Below are 21,691 nucleotides of genomic sequence, written 5' to 3'. Positions count from 1 at the left end.
AGCGCTTTAAGTGCCCCTCACACGCCGCTCCTCAAAGGATCTCCCCATGCCTGCACCCTATTCGATCGTCGCCCTCGTCGGCAGCCTCCGCAAGGAGAGCTTCACGCTCAAGATCGCCAATGCCCTGGTCAAGCTGGCGCCGGTCAGCCTGAAGATCGACGTCACCACGCTCAACGGCCTGTCGTTCTTCAACCAGGATCTCGAAGCCAATCCGCCGGCCGACTGGCTCGCGCTGCGCGACAAGCTGAAGGCCTCGAACGGCGTGCTCATCTTGACGCCCGAATACAACCGCTCGATTCCCGGCGTGCTGAAGAATGCGATCGACGTCGCCTCGCGTCCCTATGGGCAGAGCTCGTTCCTGGGCAAGCCGGTCGGTCTCATCGCCAACTCGCCGGGTGCGCTCGGCGGCGTCGCGGCGGCCAAGCACCTGCAGAACATCATGCCGGGCATCGCGGGTCCGGTCATGGGGCAGCCGGAGATCTACCTGAACGGGGTCGGCGACGCCTTCGACGCCCAGGGCGAGTTGGTCAAGGACTCGCTCAAGACGGTGCTGCAGCAATATCTGGAGGCGTTCGCCGCCTTCGTGGCCAAGCAGAACGGCTGACCAGGGTCGTCGCCGTGCGTCCGCCCGTGCGGCGGTCGCCAACTGCATGACGGGTATGATCCGGGCAGGGCGTTGACGCGCCTTGCCCGATCCGTTTCAAGGCAACGCCGGACCTGCGCAAGGATGCGCATTGCCAAGGAAGCACGATGGCCCATTCGTTCACACCCGCGTCGTCGGCGAAGCCCGGCCCGAACCAGCCGGATCTCGACTCGGAGGCCGTCTGGCAGGCGCGGATCGACCTTGCGGCCTGTTTCCGGATGGCGGCGCGGCACGGGCTCGAGGAGGGCATCTGCAACCACTTCTCGGCGCTGGTGCCCGGCTATGACGACCTCTTCATCGTCAATCCCTACGGCTATGCCTTTCGTGAGCTGACCGCCTCGAAGCTGTTGGTTTGCGATTTCGACGGCAACGTCATTGCCGGTGACGGCCGCCCGGAGGCGACCGCATTCTATATCCACGCCCGCATCCACAAGGCGCTGCCGCGCGCCAAGGTCGCGTTCCATACGCATATGCCGTATGCCACCGCGCTCTCGATGACCGAAGGCGATCCGCTGATCTTCGCCGGGCAGACGGCGCTGAAATTCTATGGACGAACCGCCGTCGACGCGAACTACAACGGGCTGGCGCTCGACGCGCGCGAGGGGGACCGCATCGCCGGGGCTGTCGGTGATGCCGACATCGTCTTCATGAAGCATCACGGCGTCATGGTCCTGGCGCCGACCATCGCCGAAGCCTGGGACGATCTCTATTATCTCGAGCGCGCCTGCCAGGTTCAGTGCCTGGCGCTGTCAACCGGGCGCAAGGTGGTGCCGGTGGCGCCCGACATCGCCGAGGCCGCCTATCGCCAGATGCGGGAGGGGGATGCGGAATCGGCGCGGCTGCATCTCGAAGCGATCAAGCGGACGCTCGACGCCGAGGAGCCCGCCTATCGGGCTTGAGCGCGTAGCGGCACGGCGGGCTCAGGGTTAGCGTTTCCTTAACCGGGGCGCCGCATTCTCGGGCCATGGTCTCCCGCGCGCGCCTCAAATCCTTCCTGACCGGGCTAGCCCTCTACACGATGGCGGCCGCCATCATCGGCTACTTCGGCATCAACGCCTATACCGGCCGGTACGGCCTGACCGCGCGTCAGGAGCTCGACCAGGAGATCGTTGCGCTCACCTCCGAGCTCGCCCGGTTGAAGCAGGAGCGGGCGGAGGGTGAGAAGCGCGTATTGCTGCTGCGCTCCGACCGGGTCGATCCCGACATGCTCGATGAACGCGCCCGTTTTCAGCTCGGCTATGCCAACCCGCGTGATCTGATCCGGATCAATCGGCCGCAGTGACGCGTGTCCCTTCGCCGCGGTGCCTAAACTTTAGCAGGCCGTGGCGTCAGGAATTTCAAAAACGCGCTCATCAGCATTCGTTTATTTCGCGCTCGTTTGCAGTGCGGCAAAGCAAAATGAACCGCAATTCACGCAGTCCTTTTACGTGCCTTGGAGTTGAGCTAGAGAGAGCTACTTTTTCTCTCATCCGGAATTGCCATGGCCGCACCCAAGAAAACCGCCGCAAAGGAACAAGGGCAGGACAGAGACAACGGCCCGCCGCCGGAATTCACCAGAGAACAGGAATTGGCCGCGCTACGCGACATGCTGCTGATCCGTCGCTTTGAGGAGAAGGCGGGTCAGCTTTATGGCATGGGTGCGATCGGCGGTTTCTGTCACCTCTACATCGGGCAGGAGGCTGTGGTCGTCGGCATGCAGATGGCGCTGAAGCCGGGCGATCAGGTCATCACCGGCTATCGCGATCACGGCCACATGCTGGCGACCGGGATGGATGCCAAGGGCGTCATGGCCGAACTCACCGGGCGCCGCGGCGGCTACTCCAAGGGCAAGGGCGGCTCCATGCACATGTTCAGCATGGAGAAGAATTTCTTCGGCGGCCACGGCATCGTCGGTGCGCAGGTGTCGCTCGGGACGGGCCTCGCGCTCGCCAACCGGTACCGCGGCAACGACTCAGTCAGCATTGCCTATTTCGGCGACGGCGCGGCCAATCAGGGGCAGGTCTATGAGAGCTTCAACATGGCGGAGCTCTGGAAGCTGCCGGTGATCTACGTCATCGAGAACAACCGCTATGCGATGGGCACGGCCGTGTCGCGCGCCTCGGCGCAGACCGACTTCTCCAAGCGCGGCATCTCCTTCAACATCCCGGGCGAGCAGGTCGACGGCATGGACGTCCGCGCCGTGAAGGCTGCCGGTGAGAAGGCCGTCGCGTGGTGCCGCGAGGGCAAGGGCCCGTACATTCTGGAAATGCAGACCTATCGCTATCGCGGCCACTCGATGTCCGACCCGGCCAAGTATCGCACCCGCGAGGAAGTCGAGAAGGTGCGTCACGACCAGGACCCGATCGAGCAGGTGCGCAACCGCCTGCTGGCGGCCAAGGTCACCGAGCAGGATCTCAAGGCGATCGACGCCGACGTGCGCAAGATCGTCAACGAGGCCGCCGATTTCGCCCAGGCCGATCCCGAGCCGGATGTCGCCGAGCTCTACACCGACGTTTACCGTTAAGCGCAGACGCTGTTTTGTCCGGAGCTGATATGCCAATTCAAGTTTTGATGCCTGCGCTGTCGCCCACGATGGAGAAGGGCAATCTCTCCAAATGGCTGAAGAAGGAAGGCGAGGCGATCAAGTCGGGTGACGTGATCGCCGAGATCGAGACCGACAAGGCCACCATGGAGGTCGAGGCGACCGATGAGGGCACGCTCGGCAAGATCCTGATTCCCGAAGGCACCGCCGACGTCGCGGTCAATACGCCGATTGCGACCATCCTCGCGGACGGCGAGACCGCGGCCGATCTCGGCAAGGCCGCAGCACCTGCGGCCGAGACGAAGGCTGCGCCATCGGCGCCGCCGTCCGAGCCTGCCGCAGCCACGCCGGCCGCGCCCGCGCCGACCGGCGTGGCTGCGCCGCAGAGCGTTGCTCAGCCCGATCCCGAGGTGCCTGCGGGCACCGAGATGATCACGCAGACCATCCGCGAGGCGCTGCGTGACGCGATGGCCGAGGAGATGCGCCGCGACGGCGACGTCTTCATCATGGGCGAGGAGGTCGCCGAATATCAGGGCGCCTACAAGGTCACCCAGGGCCTGCTGCAGGAGTTCGGCGCCCGCCGCGTGATGGACACGCCGATCACCGAGCACGGCTTCGCCGGCATCGGTGTCGGTGCCGCGATGGCCGGCCTGAAGCCGATCGTCGAGTTCATGACCTTCAACTTCGCCATGCAGGCGATCGACCAGATCATCAACTCGGCGGCCAAGACCTTGTACATGTCCGGCGGCCAGATGGGCTGCTCGATCGTGTTCCGCGGCCCGAACGGCGCGGCGGCGCGCGTTGCCGCCCAGCACAGCCAGGACTACTCGTCCTGGTACTCGCACGTGCCCGGTCTGAAGGTGGTCGCGCCGTATTCGGCGGCGGACGCCAAAGGCTTGTTGAAGGCCGCGATCCGCGATCCGAACCCGGTGATCTTCCTCGAGAACGAGGTGCTGTACGGTCATTCCGGCGAGGTGCCGAAGCTCGACGACTACGTGATTCCGATCGGCAAGGCGCGCATCGCGCGCGCCGGAAAGGACGTGACGATCATCGCGTGGTCGAACGGCATGACCTATGCGCTCAAGGCCGCCGACGAGCTCGCCAAGGAGGGCATCGAGGCCGAGGTGATCGACCTGCGCACCCTGCGCCCGATGGATACCGACACCATCATCGCCTCGGTCAAGAAGACCGGCCGCGCCGTCACGGTGGAAGAGGGTTGGGCGCAGAGCGGCGTCGGTGCCGAGATTGCCGCGCGGATCATGGAGCACGCCTTCGACTATCTCGATGCGCCGGTCGTCCGCGTGTCCGGAAAGGACGTGCCGATGCCGTATGCGGCCAACCTCGAGAAGCTCGCGCTGCCGTCGGCGGCGGAGGTCGTGCAGGCCGCCAAATCCGTCTGCTACCGCTAAGGGAAAGCCCAGATGGCCGGACCCAAGGAGCAGCCATTGCCGCCGGACGTCATCGGCCGCGAGGACGCCACCGAAGTGTTGCGCGCCTTCGTGCTCGATGGCGGGCTCTCGATCGCCTTCCAGCGCGCCTTCGAGGAGCCCGACGTGTGGGGGCTGCTCCTGGTCGACGTCGCCCGCCATGCTGCGCGCGCCTATGCGCGCGAGAGCGATTATTCCGAAGACGAGGCGCTGCAGCGCATCGTCGAGATGTTCGAAGCCGAGCTGGCTCGGCCGACCGACACGGGCACCACCAGCCCCAGGTCGAAACAAGGTCACTGATCATGCCGATCAACATTCTCATGCCCGCGCTTTCGCCGACGATGGAGAAGGGCAACCTTGCTCGTTGGCTCAAGAAGGAAGGCGACCAGGTCAAGTCCGGCGAGGTCATCGCCGAGATCGAGACCGACAAGGCCACGATGGAAGTCGAGGCGGTTGACGAAGGTACGCTCGCCAAGATCCTGGTGCCGGAAGGCACGCAGGATGTACCCGTCAACGACGTGATCGCGGTGCTCGCCGGCGAGGGCGAGGACGTCAAGGCGGCCGGCAGCGCGTCGGCGGCCGCAGCTCCGAAGGCCGAAGCCAAGCCGACGGCATCTGCGGCGCCCGCCGCGACGCCTGCGCCTGCCGCTGCGTCCGCGCCCAAGCCGGCCGCGGCTCCTGCGCCCGCCGCGCCTGCGCCTGCGCTCCAGGTCAACGGCCACGCCCGCATCTTCTCCTCGCCGCTGGCGCGCCGTCTCGCCAAGGATGCCGGCATCGATCTCGTCCGCATCACCGGCACCGGCCCGCATGGCCGCGTCGTCGCGCGCGACGTCGAGGAGGCGAAGTCGGGCAAGGGCCTCAAGGCCGCGCCGTCAGCAGCGCCCGCTGCGGCAGGCGCCCCCGCGCTCGCACCCTCGATGTCCGACAAGCAGATCCTGGCGCTGTTCGAGCCGGGCTCCTACGAAGTCATCCCGCATGACGGCATGCGCCGCACCATCGCGCAGCGCCTGACCGCATCGGTGCAGAACGTCCCGCACTTCTACCTGACGATCGACTGCGACATCGGCAAGCTCTTGGCCGCGCGCGAGGAGATCAATGCGGCGGCGCCGAAGGACAAGGAGAAGAAGCCGCTCTACAAGCTGTCGGTCAACGACTTCGTCATCAAGGCGATGGCGGTGGCGCTGCAGAAGATCCCGAACTGCAACGTCAGCTGGACCGAAGGCGGCATGGTCAAGCACAAGCATTCCGACGTCGGCGTCGCCGTGGCGATGCCGGGTGGCCTGATCACGCCGATCATCCGCAAGGCCGAGACCAAGACGCTATCGGCCATCTCCGGCGAGATGAAGGATTTTGCCGCGCGCGCCCGCTCGCGCAAGCTGAAGCCGGAGGAATATCAGGGCGGCACCACGGCGGTGTCGAACCTCGGCATGTACGGCATCAACCACTTCACCGCCGTGATCAATCCGCCGCATGCGACGATCCTCGCGGTCGGCACCTCCGAGGAACGCCCGGTGGTGCGCAACGGCAAGATCGAGATCGCGAGCATGATGAGCGTGACCCTGTCTTGCGACCATCGCGCCATCGACGGCGCGCTCGGCGCCGAGCTGATCGGCGCCTTCAAGCAACTGATCGAGAATCCCGTGATGATGATGGTGTGATGTTGCTTTGCGGAGCGGGATGGCAAACGGGGCCAGCGCATGCGCATCAGAACGCGGTGGCCCTGGATCACGGCACTGGTGAGCGTCGCATTGTTCGCCAACCCGCTCGGGATCGACGTCATCCATTCTGCTTTCTTCTCCGGCGAGGCGCTGTCGCGCGGCATCTGGGCGCCAATCGTGCTCGCTGGATTCGCGATCTGCGCCGTGCTGATGCTGCTGGAGGCGATTGTTCGAGCCTTGATCTGGCGACGTTTCGTCGGCAGCACCACGACCATCTGATTTCCAACTGCTTCAGTTGAATGGGAGCCGTAATGGCCGACACATCCTTCGACATCATCATCATCGGCTCCGGCCCGGGCGGCTATGTCGCCGCGATCCGCGCCGCGCAGCTCGGCTTCAAGACCGCGATCATCGAGAAGTCCTATCTCGGCGGCATCTGCCTGAACTGGGGCTGCATCCCGACCAAGGCGCTGCTGCGCTCGGCCGAGATCTATCACTACATGCAGCACGCCAAGGATTACGGCCTCTCTGCCGAGAAGATCTCCTACGATCCGAAGGCGGTGGTGCAGCGCTCGCGCGGCGTCTCCAAGCGGCTGAACGACGGCGTCGGCTTCCTGATGAAGAAGAACAAGGTCCAGGTGATCTGGGGGCGCGCCGCGATCGATGCACCCGGCAAGATCACGGTGACCAAGTCGGATGTCGAGGCGCCCAAGGGCGCGCTGGGCGAGGGCGTCTATCAGGCCAAGCACATCATCGTCGCGACCGGCGCGCGGCCGCGCGTGCTGCCGGGCCTCGAGCCGGACAAGAAGCTGGTCTGGACCTATTTCGAGGCGATGGTGCCGGACAAGATGCCGAAGTCGCTGCTGGTCGTCGGCTCCGGCGCGATCGGCATCGAGTTCGCCTCGTTCTTCCGTACCATGGGCTCCGAGGTCACCGTGGTCGAGGTGCTGCCGCAGATCCTCCCCGTGGAGGACGCCGAGATCGCCGGCATCGCGCGCAAGCAGCTGGAGAAGCAGGGCCTCAAGATCATGACGGGGGCCAAGGTCACCAAGCTCGACAAGAAGAGCGACAGCGTGGTGGCGACGATCGACGACGGCAAGGGCAAGACCGAGTCGGTCGAGTTCGATCGCGTGATCTCGGCGGTCGGTGTGGTCGGCAACATCGAGAATCTCGGCCTGGAGAAGCTGGGCGTGAAGACCGATCGCGGCTGCATCGTGATCGACGGCTACGGCAAGACCAACGTGCCCGGCCTCTACGCGATCGGCGACGTCGCTGGCCCCCCGATGCTGGCGCACAAGGCCGAGCACGAGGGCGTCGTCTGCATCGAGGCGATCAAGGGCCTGCATCCGCATCCGATGGACAAGAACCTCATTCCCGGCTGCACCTATTGCCATCCTCAGGTCGCCTCCGTCGGGCTCACCGAGGCCAAGGCCAAGGAGCAGGGCCGCGACATCCGCGTCGGCCGCTTCCCCTTCGTCGGCAATGGCAAGGCGATCGCGCTCGGCGAGGACCAGGGTCTCGTCAAGGTGATCTTCGACAAGAAGACGGGACAGCTGATCGGCGCCCACATGGTCGGCGCCGAGGTCACCGAGCTGATCCAGGGCTATGTCGTGGCGATGAACCTCGAAACGACAGAGGAAGAGCTGATGCACACGGTGTTCCCGCATCCGACGCTGTCGGAGATGATGAAGGAAGCCGTGCTCGACGCCTACGGCCGCGTGCTGAACATGTAGTCTCGTTTCCCGTCGTCATGCGCGGGCTTGACCCGCGCATCCATCGCGCTTCTGGAACGTTCGCGAAGAGGATGGATTGCCGGTTCAAGCCCGGCAATGGCGGATGCAACCAGACGGGCCAACCTGAAAGTCCTGCCGTGAAATCCAGCGACAATCTCACTATCGAACGCCCGACCTTCGTCACCCACCTCGAATGCGCGATGGAGGGCGATCATTATCCGGCGGACCAGGTCCACAACCTGTCCAAGGCCGGCAAGCCGCTCCTGGTGCGCTACGATCTCGCCGGCGTGAAGCAGGCGCTAACCAAGGACGCGCTCGCGCAGCGTCCGGCCGACATGTGGCGCTATCGCGAGCTGCTGCCGGTGCGCAAATGCCAGGACATCGTCAGCCTCGGCGAGGTGATGACGCCGCTGATCAATCTGCCCAAGCTGTCGAAGAAGCTCGGCGGCGGCGAGATCATCGTGAAGGATGAGGGCCGGCTGCCGACCGGCTCGTTCAAGGCGCGCGGCCTCGTGATGGCGGTGTCGATGGGCAAGGCGCTCGGCATCAAGCACATGGCGATGCCGACCAACGGCAATGCCGGTGCTGCGCTCGCGGCCTATGCGACCTCCTGCGGCATCAAGACCACGATCTTCTGTCCGGCCGATACGCCGGAGGTGAACGTCAGCGAGATCGAGCTGCAGGGCGCGACCGTCTACCGCGTCAACGGCCTGATCGACGATTGCGGCAAGATCGTCGGCGAGGGCAAGGCCAAGGTCGGCTGGTTCGATACCTCGACCCTGAAGGAGCCCTATCGCATCGAGGGCAAGAAGACGATGGGCCTGGAGCTCGCCGAGCAGCTCGGCTGGGACGTGCCCGACGTGATCTTCTATCCGACCGGCGGCGGCACCGGCCTGATCGGCATGTGGAAGGCGTTCGACGAACTGCAGAAGATCGGCTTCATCGGCGCGAAGCGCCCGCGCATGGTGGCGGTGCAGGCCTCCGGCTGCGCGCCGATGGTGCGCGCCTTCGAGCAGGGCGTCGAGCATGCGACGCGCTGGGAGGATGCCCACACCATCGCGTCCGGCATCCGTGTGCCCCAGGCGGTCGGTGATTTCCTTATCCTGCGCGCCGTCCGCGAGAGCAAAGGTTTCGCCATCGCGGTCGATGACGAGAAGATTTCATCTGCGCTCAGCGAAGTCGCGCGCGAGGAGGGGCTGCTGTTGTGCCCGGAAGGCGCGGCGACCTATGCCGCCTACAAGCAGAGCCTGGCCGACGGACGCGTGACGAAAAACGATCGCGTCATGCTGTTCAATTGCGCGACAGGACTTAAATATCCGCTGCCGCCGGTCACCCGGACGCTCGATCGTCACCAGCCGATCGACTTCGGGCAGTTCTAACTAACAAAACAGCACCGCGGCCTCGAGCACATGCTCCGGCGCAGACGCATTCGCGTCTGTGACCGGCGCGTGCGACACAAGGGAGGACGTGATGCGACGAGCTCTTTGCGCCGTGCTGTTTGCGTGCCTGGCTCTGGCGGTGCCAGCGCGCGCCGACACCTACCCCTCGCGCGCGATCACCGTGATCGTGCCGTTCGCCGCCGGCGGCCCATCGGATGCGATGATGCGCATCCTCGCCGAACACATGAAACGGACGCTCGGCCAGCCCGTGCTGGTCGAGAACGTGACCGGCGCGGGCGGCTCGATCGGCGTGGGACGCGCGGTGCGCTCGAAGCCCGACGGCTACACCGTGAGCTTCGGCCATCTCGGCACCCACGTCGCGAACGGCGCCGTCTACCGGCTTGGCTATGACCTCGAGGCCGATCTCGAGCCGGTCGTGCTGCTGCCGAGCAATCCGATGATCATCGTCAGCAGGAACAACATCCCGGCCAAAACGCTGCCGGAGTTTCTCGCCTGGGTGACGTCGCAGCCGAACCCCGTATCGGCCGGCACGGCGGGCAACGGCTCCGGCAGCCACATCGCAGGCCTCTATTTCGAGCAGGTCACCGGCCTCAAGCTGCAATACGTGCCCTATCGCGGCACGGGGCCGGCGATGAACGATCTCGTCGCCGGCCAGATCGATCTGATCGTCGACCAGACCTCCAATGCCATCAACCAGGTCCGCGCCGGCACGATCCGCGCCTACGCCGTCACGGACGCCAAGCGCCTCGATTCCGCGCCCGAGATCCCGACCACCGATGAAGCCGGCCTGCCGGGCTTCCACATGACCCTGTGGTCTGGACTCTGGCTCCCGAAGGGCGTCAGCAAGGAGATCGTCGACACGCTCAATGCGGCCGCCGTGGCTGCGCTGGATGAGCCGGATGTGAAAAATAAGTTGAAAAACCTGGGGTTGCAGATGCCGGCGGCGGACCAGCGCAGTCCGGCCGCCCTTGGAACCCTGCAGCGCGCCGAGATCCATAAATGGTGGCCGATGATCCGAGCCTCCGGGGTGGTGCCCGAGTAGCTTTCGCTCTCCATGCTAACCGCGGATGGTTGCGCGTCGGCCACGAATGTTGCGACGTCGCCACAGTTTACGAAGTTTTGGTAACAATCTCCGGCGCTCCGCAAACGCGCCGCTTTTTAGCCACACCTGGTCGTGAAATACTTTGATCAGAACATAACCAGTGCGTGTGAGGCTGCCGAAAATCCATTTCTAGGATTTTAGCGTTCTCCTCAGCACCGGGAGGCCAGAACAGCGATGGACGCGAAGACCGACATCAAGCGCAGGCTGCCCAGCCGTCATGTGACGGAAGGGCCCGAGCGTGCGCCGCATCGGTCCTACCTCTACGCGATGGGCCTGACCACGGCCCAGATCCACCAGCCCTTCGTCGGCGTCGCCTCGTGCTGGAACGAGGCCGCGCCCTGCAACATCGCGCTGATGCGGCAGGCCCAGGCGGTCAAGAAGGGCGTGGCGCATGCGGGCGGCACGCCGCGCGAATTCTGCACCATCACCGTGACCGACGGCATCGCGATGGGCCATGACGGCATGCGCTCGTCGCTGCCGTCGCGCGAGGCGATCGCCGATTCCGTCGAGCTGACGATTCGCGGCCATTCCTACGATGCGCTGGTCGGGCTCGCCGGCTGCGACAAATCGCTGCCGGGCATGATGATGGCGATGGTCCGGCTCAACGTGCCTTCGATCTTCATCTATGGCGGCTCGATTCTGCCGGGCAATTTTCGCGGCCAGCAGGTCACGGTGCAGGACATGTTCGAGGCCGTCGGCAAGCATTCGGTGGGTGCGATGTCGGACGAGGACCTCGACGAGCTCGAGCGCGTCGCCTGTCCATCCGCCGGCGCCTGCGGCGCCCAGTTCACGGCCAATACGATGGCGACGGTCTCCGAGGCGATCGGGCTGGCGCTGCCTTATTCGGCCGGCGCCCCGGCGCCTTACGAAATCCGCGATTCGTTCTGCATGACGGCTGGCGAACAGGTCATGGAGCTGATCGCCGCCAATATCCGCCCGCGCGACATCGTCACGCGAAAATCCCTGGAGAATGCCGCTGCGGTTGTGGCGGCGTCCGGCGGGTCGACCAATGCTGCGCTGCATCTACCTGCGATTGCACACGAGGCGGGCATCAAGTTCGACTTATTCGACGTCGCCGAAATCTTCAAAAAGACACCTTATATCGCGGATTTGAAGCCGGGTGGCCGCTATGTCGCCAAAGACATGTTCGAGGCTGGTGGCATTCCGCTCTTGATGAAGACGTTGCTCGACCATGGCTATTTGAACGGCGACTGCCTCACAGTCACCGGCCGGACGATCGCCGAAAACCTCAAAGGCGTGAAGTGGAATCCGCACCAGGACGTGGTGAGGCCGGCCGACCAGCCGATCACTGCAACCGGGGGTGTCGTCGGTCTGAAAGGCAATCTCGCGCCGGAGGGCGCGATCGTGAAAGTCGCGGGCATGTCGAACTTGAAATTCTCTGGGCCGGCCCGCTGCTTTGATCGGGAAGAGGACGCCTTTGACGCCGTCCAGAAGCGCACCTATCGCGAAGGCGAGGTGATCGTCATTCGCTACGAGGGGCCGCGCGGCGGTCCGGGCATGCGGGAGATGCTGCAGACGACGGCGGCGCTGACCGGGCAGGGCATGGGCGGCAAGATCGCGCTCATCACCGATGGCCGGTTCTCGGGCGCGACCCGCGGCTTCTGCATCGGCCACATCGGACCAGAGGCGGCGGTCGGCGGAACGATCGCTCTGGTCGAGGATGGCGACATCATCGAGATCGACGCCGAGGCGGGTATCCTTAACGTGAAGTTGAGCGATGCCGAGCTGGCGACACGCAAGACCAAGTGGACGCCGCGTGAGACGCATCACACGTCAGGTGCACTTTGGAAATATGCCCAGCAGGTGGGGCCGGCCGTGGCGGGCGCCGTGACTCACCCAGGTGGTGCGCAAGAGAAGTATTGCTATGCGGACATCTGATCGGATCATTTTCGCATTGATGCTGGGGGTTGCCCCGCTCGCGTTGCCGACGCCATCGTTCGCGTTCGATGGCGCTCCGGTCAACCAGGAGCCGGCGATCCCCGTGGCTGGAGCTCAGGCCGGCGCCGGCGCGCTGCGCAAGGCGTTGCCTGCGACCACGTCCTCCACGTCGCCCACGCAGTCGCTGACGGCGCTGCAATACGCGGCGGAGGAAGGTCACCCGGTTGCGCAGTTCAAGCTCGGCCGCATGTATGCGGCTGGCGATGGCGTTGCGCGGGATGACATGCGCGCCTTCGACTATTTCAGCCGCATCGCCAATGCGCATGCGGAGGACAGTCCGTCGGCGCCGCAGGCGCAGATCGTCGCCAATGCCTTTGTCGCGCTTGGCCGCTATTACCTGAGCGGCATCCCCAACACGAAGGTGAAGGCCGATCCGGATCGCGCGCGGGAGATGTTCTCCTATGCGGCGTCCTACTTCGGCAATGCCGACGCCCAATACGACCTGGCGCGGATGTACCTGAAGACGGCGGATGCCTCGCGCGACGACTTCCGCTATGGCGCGCGCTGGCTTGGCCTCGCCGCGCAGAAGGGCCAGCATCAGGCCCAGGCGCTGCTCGGCCAGATGCTGTTCAACGGCGACCGGCTGCCGCGCCAGCCGGCGCGCGGCCTGATGTGGCTCACCTTGGCGCGCGACAGCGCCGGTGCGGACGAAGCCTGGATCAAGGAGAGCTACAACCGCGCCTTCGCCAAGGCCTCCGACGATGACCGCGCCTCGGCGCTGCAGATGCTCGAGAGCTGGGTGCAGGGCAAGCGCGAGTAGCAGGAGCGCATCGCGTTCCCTCCGTTCGAGAGAGGGATTGAATGGTCATTCGCGATGCGACACCGGAAGACGCAACGGCGGCCTGCGAGATGCTGCGGGCATCCATCATCCAACTGTGCGTGGCTGATCACCGCGGCGATCCCGACATCCTTGGCCGCTGGCTCGCCAACAAGACGCCGGACAACGTCGCGACCTGGGCCGACGGGCAAGGCCGGTCGCTGTTGGTGGCGGTCGAGGAGGGGGCGATTCTCGCCGTCGGCGGGCTCGCGCACCCCGGCGAGATCACGGCCAACTACGTGTCGCCGCAGGCGCGCTTTCGTGGAATCAGTTCGGCGCTGTTGGCGGAGCTGGAGCGCCGGGCGATGGCACTGGGCGCCCGCGACGTCGCGCTGCTCAGCACCGAAACGGCGCACCGATTCTATCTTGCCCGCGGCTACGCCGATGTCGGCGTGCCCGCCGGCAAGTTCGGCACCGCGGCCTCCTATCCAATGAGCAAGACGCTCGCCACCGCGCCGTGAGTCGCGGGCCACGGTGAGACATCAAGGCCACGGCAGCGGCTGCCCAAGGAGTGGGCGATGACGCGCCGATGTTTTGACCAGCGTCAGGTTCCAGAACCAAAATCGGCGATCTTTGGTACACGAACGACCCCGATGACGCCAAAACGCGCTTGGCACGATTCGTGAGTGCAATTCCTCTGCAACAGCAGAGGCGGCACGTTTGCGCAGCGTTCGGATCGGCCTGATCATTCCTCAGCGCGGCTCGGCAGGGTTGTGGGCGCCCTCCGCCGAAGCCTGCGGGCGGCTGGCCGTGACCGAGCTGAACCAGGCCGCCGGCATCCGCCGCCGACAGGTCGAGCTGATCGTGATCGACGCCGGCGCGACCGCCGCCAGCGCGGGCCGGGCTGCGGTCGAGGCGGTCGACGAACTCGCCGTCGACGGCCTCGTCGGCATGATGCCGAGCTACGCGCGCGATCCTGTCGCGCAAGCCGCGCGCGGCCGCGTGCCGTTCGTCTACACGCCCCAGTTCGAAGGCCTGTCGGCGAACAGCGACGTGATGACCACGGGCGAGACCGCCGGCGAATTGCTGGGGCCGGCGGTGCAGTGGCTCTCGGAGGTCAAGCGCGCCAGGCGGTTCTTCCTCTGCGGCAACGACTACATCTGGCCGCGCTCGTCGCTGCAGATCGCCAAGCGGCTGATCGCGCGCTTCGGCGGCACGGTGACCGGCGAATGCTACGTGCCGGTCGGCATCCACGATTACGACGAGATGCTCGACCGCATCAAGACGACGCGCAGCGACGTGGTGCTGCCGGTCTTTCTCGGCTTCGACTGCATCGCCTTCAGCCGCGCCTTCTGCGCCGCCGGCCTCAGCCGCCACGTTCTGCGATTCTCGTCCGCCTTCGACGAGACCATCGTTTACGGACTCGACAGCAGCGAGACCGAGAACGTCTTCGTCGCCTCTAGCTACTTTGCATCGCTGCGCTCGCGCAACAACGGCGCCTTCCTGGAGCGCTACTACACGGCGTTCGGCGACAACCCGCCGCCCGCGAACGGCTATGGCGAATCCTGCTACGAAGGGATTCACGCGCTCGCCGCGCTGATCGAGCGCGCCGAGAGCTTCGACGCCCGCAACCTCAGGCGCTTCTACGGACGCACGCTGCAGCGGCGCACGGCGCGCGGCAACGAGGCGCAGCCGGTGGTTGGCGGACGCCACCCGATCCATCTCGCCGAGCTGGACGGCTACGACTTCGCGGTCGTCGCGTCGCGCTAGCGCGCAGGACGCTTCCTAAAAACACTTGCCTTTTCAAATATTGTCATTTTAAACTTCTCGCGGATCATGAACCGGCATCATCAACCCATGGGGACCTTTATGACTCTCTCCCGACGTCGTTTCCTGCAACGCTCGGCCATCGCGACCTCGACATTGATCGCGGCACCCGCCGTGCTGCGCTCGGGTGCGCTCGCGGCCGAGAACCCGATCACGGTCGGCAGCCTACACGACCAGTCCGGTCCCATCGGCACCTCCGGCACGCCGATGGTCTATGCGCTGCAGCTTGCCGTCGAGGAGATCAATGCCGCGGGCGGCCTGCTCGGACGTCCCTTGAAGGTGATCCACTACGACACCCAGTCCAACATCCAGATGTACTCGCAATACGCCCAGCAACTGGCGGTGAAGGACAAGGTCGACGTCGTTCACGGCGGAATCACCTCGGCCTCGCGCGAGGCGATCCGGCCGACCTTCGACCGCTTCAAGGTGCTGTATTTCTACAACACGTTGTACGAAGGCGGCGTCTGCGACCGCAACACCTTCTGCACCGGCACGACGCCGGCGCAGACGGTGGAGAAGCTTGTGCCGAGCGCGATGAAGAAGTCCGGCAAGAAGGCCTACATCATCGCGGCCGACTACAATTACGGTCAGATTACCGCGAAGTGGATGACCAAATACTGCAAGGACAATGGCGGCGAGATCCTCTCGACCGACTTTTTCCCGCTCGACGTCACCAATTTCGGCTCCACCATCTCGAAGATCCAGGCGGCCAAGCCCGACCTCATCCTGTCGGCGCTGGTCGGCGGCAACCACACGGCGTTCTACCGGCAGTGGACCGCGGCCGGCATGAAGGGGAAGATCCCGATCGCCTCCACCACCTTCGGCCTCGTCAACGAGCCCTCGACGCTCGATGCCGCCGAGAGCGACGCCATCATCGGCGCCTACGGCTATTTCGAGGAGCTCACCACGCCGGCCTCCAAGAGCTTCGTCGAGAAGATCAAGAAGGCGCATCCGGATTCGCCTTATATCAGCGAGCTCGCCTCGTGCACCTATGAAGGCGTGATGCTCTGGGCCGAGGGCGTCAAGAAGGCTGGCAGCATCGACCGGATGAAGGTGATCGAGGCGCTCGAAAGCGGCCTCGTCTTCGATGGTCCGAGCGGCAAGGTCTCGCTGGACAAGCCGACGCATCACACGGTCCGCAATGCGTTCCTTGCCGAGGTGAAGGAACGCAAATGGTCGGTGCTGGAAACCTACACCGACGCCAAGCCGGCCGACACCGCTGGTGTCTGCGACCTCGTCAAGAACCCGAACGACGTCAAGCAGTACATCATCAATCTCTGACGCCTGCCGGGTCCCGCCATCCGGCGGGGCCCGGTTTCACTGGACTGCCTTGAAAGATCTGACGCATGGCGATCTACGTCATCCTCGCGCTCGACGTCCTCAACGGAATCTCCTCGCTGTTCCTGTTGTGCCTCGGGCTCGCGATCATCTTCGGCATGATGAAGATCATCAATCTCGCCCATGGCGAGTTCATCATGCTGGGAGCCTATGCCACCGTGATCTCGGCCAATGCCGGGGTGAACATCTGGATCGCGATGCTCGTCGTCGCACCGCTGTTCGTGGGCATCGTCGGCCTCGTCATCGAGCGCTGCCTGATCCGCTTCCTCTACGGGCGTCTGGTCGATTCGATGCTCGCCACCTGGGGGCTGAGCCTTCTGATCATCGGCATCATCACCACGATCTACGGCAACACCCAGCAGGGCGTGCCGACGCCGCTCGGCGGCTTCTCGATCGGATCGTACCAGTCGAGCTACTACACCCTGTTCCTCGCCCTGATGGCGGCGGTCATGATGGCCATCGTCTATGGCGTGATGCGCTACACCCGCTTCGGCCTCGTCGCACGGGCGACGATGCAGAACCCGGCAATGGCGGCCACGCTCGGCGTCAATCCGGCCCGCGTCTACATGAGCACCTTCGCGCTCGGCGCGGCCGTGACGGGCCTCGCCGGCGGCCTGCTGGCGCCGGTGTCAGGCATCACCCCGGTGATGGGCGGTGCCTATGTCGCAAAAGCCTTCATGACCGTGGTCGGCGGCGGCGCGGCGATCCTGTCCGGCACGCTGTCGGCGGCAAGCCTGTTCGGCTCGGTCAACCAGATCGGCGCCTACGTCACCACGCCTGTCTATGGCGAGGTCATCGTCTTCACCACCGCGATCGTGCTGATCCGCTTGCTGCCGCAGGGCATCTCGGGGCGTTTCTTCAAGGGGAACCTGTGATGCCCAAGCACTCCCGTCTTGCGGGCCAGATGGGTGCGATCGTCCTTGCCATTGTGGCGATTGCGATCGTGCCGAGCGTGATCGAGCTGTTCGCCCTGATGCAGCTGACGCTGTTTGCCGCGATGTCGGTGCTGGCGCTGAGCCTCGCCTTCATCTGGGGCTATGGCGGCATCCTGTCGTTCGGGCAGACCGCCTTCTTCGGCCTCGGCGGCTACGCTTATGCGATCGCAGCCATCAACTTCCAGGATTCGACGCCGGCGATCCTGCTGGCGATCGCGGTCCCCGCGCTGTTCGCGGCGATCCTCGGCTACTTCATCTTCTTCGGCCGCATCTCCGACGTCTATCTCGGCGTCATCACGCTCACGGTCACCCTGATCCTGTTCAACTCGGTCAACTCGACCTCGGGCGATGCCTACAAGATCGGCAAGGCGCTGCTCGGCGGCTTCAACGGCATGCCGGCGGTGCCCACCTTCAACATGCCGTTCGATCCGTCGACCGTGCTGTCGCCGGAGCAGTCGTGGTGGACGACAGCCTATGTGCTGCTTGGCGTGTTCCTGCTGCTGCGGCTGCTGCTGGCGCTGCCGGCCGGGCGCGTCATCGTCGCGGTGCGTGAGAACGAGGTGCGGGCCTCGCTGCTCGGCTATGACCCGCGGCTCGTGAAGTGCCTGACCTTCATCCTCGGCGGCGCGATCGCCGGTCTTGCCGGCGCGCTCTACGTCAACTGGGGCGCCTTTGTCAGCCCCACCATCTTCAGCCTGTCGCTGTCGGCCGAGATCATCATCTGGATCACGGTCGGCGGTCTCGGCACCTTGCTCGGTCCGATCATCGGCTGCGTCGTGATCGAATACATCGTCGCCTATATCGGCTCGCAGCAGCTCTTGAACTCCAACCTCGTGCTCGGCGGCGTGCTGGTGATCTTCGTGCTGCTGCTGCCGAAGGGCATGGTGCCGACCGCCCGCGATCTTGTGATGCGGCTGATGCCGGACAGGAAGAAGACCAACGGTCCCCCGATGCAGCCAGCGGCGGCGCCGCATCCCGCAGGAGCCGAATGACATGGCGGACCTGGTTCCTCTGCTCAAGGCCGAGCACCTGACGATGCGCTTCGGCGGCGTGGTCGCTAATGACGACATCACCTTCACGCTTCAGGAGATGGAGCTGCGCTGCCTGATCGGCCCGAACGGCGCCGGCAAGAGCACGTTCTTCAAGACGCTGACCGGACAACTGGTGCCGACGTCGGGCAGCATCGCATTCCGTGGCATGCCGATCGCGGGCAAGCTGTCGCACGAGATCGCGCGGATGGGGATCGGCATCAAGACCCAGGTCCCGAATGTGTTCAACGGCCTCTCGGTGCGCGAGAACATCTGGATGGCGGTGCGCCGCAAGGCGACGCCGCGCCAGCAGGGTCCGGCGGTCAATGCCGTGCTCGAGATGATCCGGCTGACCGACTACGCCGACAGCATCGTCGCCACCCTGTCGCACGGCCAGCGGCAATGGGTCGAGATCGGCATGGTGCTCGCCGCCGAGCCGGAGCTGATCCTGCTCGACGAGCCCGCCGCGGGGATGACCGACGAAGAGACCTTCCATACGGCGGCGATCATCCGCGAGATCAACCAGACCCGCGCCATTGTCGTGGTCGAGCACGACATGGAGTTCATCAAGCAGATCGCCAAGCGCGTGACCGTGTTCCACCAGGGCCGCGTGCTGGTCGAGGACACCGTCGACAAGGTGCTCGCCGACCAGCGCGTGCGCGACGTCTATCTCGGCAAGAAGGTGGCCGCATGAGCACGCTCCTCGAGGTCAAGGGGCTCAAATCCGGCTACGGCCGGATCCCGATCCTGTTCGGCATCGACATGACGGTGGCCGATGGCGAGTATCTCGGCATTCTCGGTCACAACGGCATGGGCAAGACCACCGCGCTGCGCACGCTGATGGGGCATCTGCCGACCACCGACGGCTCGGTCGTGTTCGCCGGCAAGACCATCACGCATCTGAAGCCGCATGAGCGCTCGCGGCTCGGCATCGGCCTTGTGCCCCAGGGCCGCGAGATCTTCCCGGACCTGTCGGTCATGGAAAATCTGCGCATGGGGCTCGCATCCGCTCCCAAGGAGGACCGCAGCGTCATCGATGCCGTGCTGCAGGATTTTCCGCGGCTCGTCCGTCTGCTCGACCGCCGCGGCGGCGCGCTGTCCGGCGGCGAGCAGCAATTGCTGGCGCTGGCGCGCTGCCTCTGCACCAAGCCGAGGCTGATCCTGCTCGACGAGCCGACTGAAGGCATCCAGCCATCGATCATCGAGGAGATCATCGAGACCCTGCTGGCGCTGAAGATGCGCTGGAAGATGTCTTTGATCGTGGTCGAGCAGAACCTCGAATTCATCACGTCGTTGTCGGATCGCATCCTGCACATCCAGAAGGGACGCATCACCGAGGAGCTCGACCGTGAGACTCTGCTGGCCCGGGAAGGTCAGATGGTCCCGAGCTAGAATCTACCGGCGCGCTGCGCCGGCCCATTGAACTGACAATTTGCTGTCTCTGCCCAGCTTGTCCTCACAAGAAAGGATGACTCATGTCCATCAAACGCCCGAATGCCGAGGAAGTCGCCGATCTCGCCGCCAGCCTGCACATGAACATGACGGTCGAGGAGGCCGCCGAATATCTGTCGCTGATGGGCGGCATGTTCGATCAGTACGACATCATCGATGAGTTGCCGAACCCGCTGCCGCCGGTGAAATATCCGCGTACGCCGGGCGCCAAGCCGCCGGCGAAGGAGAACAAGTACAACGCCTGGGCGATCAAGACCGAGGTCAAGGGCGCATCGGGCGGCAAACTCGCAGGCCGCACCGTTGTGCTCAAGGACAACGTCGCGCTCGCCGGCGTGCCGATGATGAACGGCTCGACCACGCTTGAGGGGTTCATTCCCGCCGCCGATGCCACCATCGTCGCCCGCATCCTCGATGCCGGCGGCACCATCGTCGGCAAGGCCGTGTGCGAGCACTTCTGCCTGTCCGGCGGCAGCCACACTTCCAATCCCGCGCCGGTGCACAATCCCTGGAAGATGGGCTATTCGGCCGGCGGCTCGTCCTCGGGTAGCGCCGCGCTGGTGGCGGCCGGCGAGGTCGACATGTCCATCGGCGGCGACCAGGGCGGCTCGATCCGCATCCCCGCGTCCTATTGCGGCATCTACGGCATGAAGGCGACCCACGGTCTCGTGCCCTACACCGGCGTGATGCCGATCGAGTCGACGATCGACCACACCGGCCCGATGACCAAGTCGGTTGCCGACAATGCGCTGCTGCTCGAAGTGCTGGCCGGCGCCGACGGGCTCGATCCCAGGCAATATGCGCCGAAGGTCTCCGCCTACACCGAGGCGCTCGGCAAGGGCGTCAAGGGCCTCAAGATCGGCGTGCTCAAGGAGGGCTTCAGCGCGCCGAACATGGAAGAGGGCGTCGTCAGCAAGGTCAAGGCCGGCGCCGAGCGCTTCGCCAAGCTGGGCGCCTCGGTGTCCGAGGTCTCGATCCCCGAGCACATGCATGCGCTGGCGGCGTGGAATCCGATCACGCTCGAAGGCTTCCTGGTGCAGATGATGCTCGGCAACGGCATGGGCTTCAACTGGAAGGGTCTCTACGACGTCGGCCTGCTCGATGCGCATTCCGGCTGGCGCACCCGCGCCGACGATCTGTCGGTGACGTTGAAGCTGACCATGCTGGTCGGGCAGTGGGGTCTCGAGCACTACCGCGGCCGCTACTACGCCAAGTCGCGCAACATCGCGATTCAGGCCAAGGCGGCCTATGACGCGATGTTCGGCTCCTATGATCTCCTGCTGATGCCGACCTTGCCCTGCGTTGCGACGCCGATCCCGGCCAAGGATGCGCCGCTCGCCGAGGTCGTGCAGCGCGCCTTCGAGATGACCGCGACGACCAGCCCGTTCGACGTGACAGGCCATCCGGCGATGACCTTGCCGTGCGGCTTGTCGGACGGCCTGCCGGTCGGCCTGATGCTGATCGGCAAGGACTATGGCGAGTCCACGATCTACCAGGCGGCGAGCGCGTTCGAGGCCGACGGCGACTGGAAGACGTTCTGATGATCACCATCACCGCGGTCATCAGGGCCAAGGCGGGACACGAGGCCACGATGCGCGATGCCCTCGTTGCGGTCGCGGCCCATGTCGCGGCCAACGAGCCGGAGACGATCGGGTTCTTCATCTCGCAGAGCGAGACCGAGCCCGGTCTGTTCACGACCTACGAGCGCTTCGCCGACAAGGCCGCGATGGAACGCCACAACGGCTCCGCCGCGGTGGCGACCTTCTTCGGCATCGCCAAGCCGATCCTCGACGGCGAGGTCATTCTCGTGACCTCGCAGGAGGTCTCGGCGACGCTGCGGTAGGGCGCGGAGGTACTTGAGCAAACCAATCGTCCTTCGAGACGACCGCCTTGCGGCGGGCTCCTCAGGACGAG

Annotated in this window: 22 protein-coding genes; all 22 read left to right on the top strand. The window is 65.1% G+C overall.

Going from position 1 to position 21,691, the window contains the following annotated elements; genetic code table 11:
* Positions 1-46: 46 nt before the first annotated feature.
* On the top strand, positions 47-604 hold the full coding sequence (locus tag QX126_RS07220) for an NADPH-dependent FMN reductase (RefSeq protein ID WP_315780151.1): 558 nt from the start codon (positions 47-49) through the stop codon (positions 602-604).
* 146 nt (positions 605-750) lie between these two features.
* Entirely contained in the window at positions 751-1,542 is a 792-nt protein-coding gene (locus QX126_RS07215) for an aldolase (protein ID WP_315738187.1), read from the top strand.
* 65 nt (positions 1,543-1,607) lie between these two features.
* Positions 1,608-1,925 carry a septum formation initiator family protein gene (locus QX126_RS07210; protein ID WP_315780149.1) on the top strand — a complete coding sequence of 106 codons (318 nt, stop codon included), beginning with the start codon at positions 1,608-1,610 and terminating at the stop codon, positions 1,923-1,925.
* Positions 1,926-2,123: 198 nt separating this feature from the next.
* Positions 2,124-3,146, top strand: coding sequence for a pyruvate dehydrogenase (acetyl-transferring) E1 component subunit alpha (gene pdhA, locus QX126_RS07205; RefSeq protein WP_315756686.1), 1,023 nt, complete (start codon positions 2,124-2,126; stop codon positions 3,144-3,146).
* A gap of 29 nt (positions 3,147-3,175) precedes the next feature.
* Positions 3,176-4,573, top strand: coding sequence for a pyruvate dehydrogenase complex E1 component subunit beta (locus QX126_RS07200; protein ID WP_315780147.1), 1,398 nt, complete (start codon positions 3,176-3,178; stop codon positions 4,571-4,573).
* A 12-nt stretch (positions 4,574-4,585) separates the two neighbouring features.
* Positions 4,586-4,891 carry a DUF5076 domain-containing protein gene (locus tag QX126_RS07195; protein WP_015666657.1) on the top strand — a complete coding sequence of 102 codons (306 nt, stop codon included), beginning with the start codon at positions 4,586-4,588 and terminating at the stop codon, positions 4,889-4,891.
* 2 nt (positions 4,892-4,893) lie between these two features.
* Positions 4,894-6,249: a pyruvate dehydrogenase complex dihydrolipoamide acetyltransferase gene (locus QX126_RS07190; RefSeq protein WP_315780145.1), complete on the top strand. Its 1,356-nt coding sequence runs from the start codon at positions 4,894-4,896 to the stop codon at positions 6,247-6,249.
* 39 nt (positions 6,250-6,288) lie between these two features.
* Entirely contained in the window at positions 6,289-6,528 is a 240-nt protein-coding gene (locus tag QX126_RS07185) for a hypothetical protein (RefSeq protein WP_315780143.1), read from the top strand.
* Between the two features lie 32 nt (positions 6,529-6,560).
* Entirely contained in the window at positions 6,561-7,982 is a 1,422-nt protein-coding gene (gene lpdA, locus QX126_RS07180) for a dihydrolipoyl dehydrogenase (RefSeq protein ID WP_315780141.1), read from the top strand.
* A 137-nt stretch (positions 7,983-8,119) separates the two neighbouring features.
* Positions 8,120-9,361, top strand: a complete 1,242-nt coding sequence (locus tag QX126_RS07175; RefSeq protein WP_315770829.1) for a threonine synthase — start codon at positions 8,120-8,122, stop codon at positions 9,359-9,361.
* Between the two features lie 91 nt (positions 9,362-9,452).
* Positions 9,453-10,424 carry a tripartite tricarboxylate transporter substrate binding protein BugD gene (locus QX126_RS07170; RefSeq protein ID WP_315780140.1) on the top strand — a complete coding sequence of 324 codons (972 nt, stop codon included), beginning with the start codon at positions 9,453-9,455 and terminating at the stop codon, positions 10,422-10,424.
* Between the two features lie 234 nt (positions 10,425-10,658).
* Positions 10,659-12,383: a dihydroxy-acid dehydratase gene (gene ilvD, locus QX126_RS07165; RefSeq protein ID WP_315774988.1), complete on the top strand. Its 1,725-nt coding sequence runs from the start codon at positions 10,659-10,661 to the stop codon at positions 12,381-12,383.
* Positions 12,384-12,486: 103 nt separating this feature from the next.
* Entirely contained in the window at positions 12,487-13,203 is a 717-nt protein-coding gene (locus tag QX126_RS07160; RefSeq protein WP_409997702.1) for a tetratricopeptide repeat protein, read from the top strand.
* Positions 13,204-13,244: 41 nt separating this feature from the next.
* The gene (locus QX126_RS07155; RefSeq protein ID WP_315738175.1) at positions 13,245-13,721 is read left to right on the top strand and encodes a GNAT family N-acetyltransferase; all 477 of its coding nucleotides are present in this window, start codon (positions 13,245-13,247) and stop codon (positions 13,719-13,721) included.
* A 199-nt stretch (positions 13,722-13,920) separates the two neighbouring features.
* Positions 13,921-14,970 (top strand): substrate-binding domain-containing protein, encoded by a 1,050-nt coding sequence (locus QX126_RS07150; RefSeq protein ID WP_315780137.1) that lies wholly within the window; start codon positions 13,921-13,923, stop codon positions 14,968-14,970.
* Between the two features lie 99 nt (positions 14,971-15,069).
* Positions 15,070-16,308: an ABC transporter substrate-binding protein gene (locus tag QX126_RS07145; RefSeq protein ID WP_315738173.1), complete on the top strand. Its 1,239-nt coding sequence runs from the start codon at positions 15,070-15,072 to the stop codon at positions 16,306-16,308.
* A 65-nt stretch (positions 16,309-16,373) separates the two neighbouring features.
* A complete protein-coding gene (locus QX126_RS07140; protein WP_315780136.1) occupies positions 16,374-17,240 on the top strand; it encodes an ABC transporter permease subunit in 867 nt (288 codons plus the stop codon).
* Positions 17,240-18,292: a branched-chain amino acid ABC transporter permease gene (locus QX126_RS07135; RefSeq protein WP_315780134.1), complete on the top strand. Its 1,053-nt coding sequence runs from the start codon at positions 17,240-17,242 to the stop codon at positions 18,290-18,292. The genes QX126_RS07140 and QX126_RS07135 overlap by 1 nt, the downstream gene beginning before the upstream one ends.
* A 1-nt stretch (position 18,293) precedes the next feature.
* A complete protein-coding gene (locus tag QX126_RS07130) occupies positions 18,294-19,022 on the top strand; it encodes an ATP-binding cassette domain-containing protein (protein WP_315711676.1) in 729 nt (242 codons plus the stop codon).
* On the top strand, positions 19,019-19,720 hold the full coding sequence (locus QX126_RS07125; protein WP_315780133.1) for an ABC transporter ATP-binding protein: 702 nt from the start codon (positions 19,019-19,021) through the stop codon (positions 19,718-19,720). The genes QX126_RS07130 and QX126_RS07125 overlap by 4 nt, the downstream gene beginning before the upstream one ends.
* Positions 19,721-19,803: 83 nt before the next feature.
* A complete protein-coding gene (locus QX126_RS07120) occupies positions 19,804-21,318 on the top strand; it encodes an amidase (RefSeq protein ID WP_315780131.1) in 1,515 nt (504 codons plus the stop codon).
* Positions 21,318-21,620: a putative quinol monooxygenase gene (locus QX126_RS07115; RefSeq protein WP_315780130.1), complete on the top strand. Its 303-nt coding sequence runs from the start codon at positions 21,318-21,320 to the stop codon at positions 21,618-21,620. Before QX126_RS07120 ends, QX126_RS07115 begins: the two co-directional genes overlap by 1 nt.
* The last annotated feature ends 71 nt before the right edge of the window (positions 21,621-21,691 follow it).

Origin of the sequence: Bradyrhizobium sp. SZCCHNPS1003 (assembly GCF_032381555.1) — a bacterium.
Lineage (GTDB): Bacteria > Pseudomonadota > Alphaproteobacteria > Rhizobiales > Xanthobacteraceae > Bradyrhizobium.
This window is presented reverse-complemented; position numbering and strand designations above follow the sequence as displayed.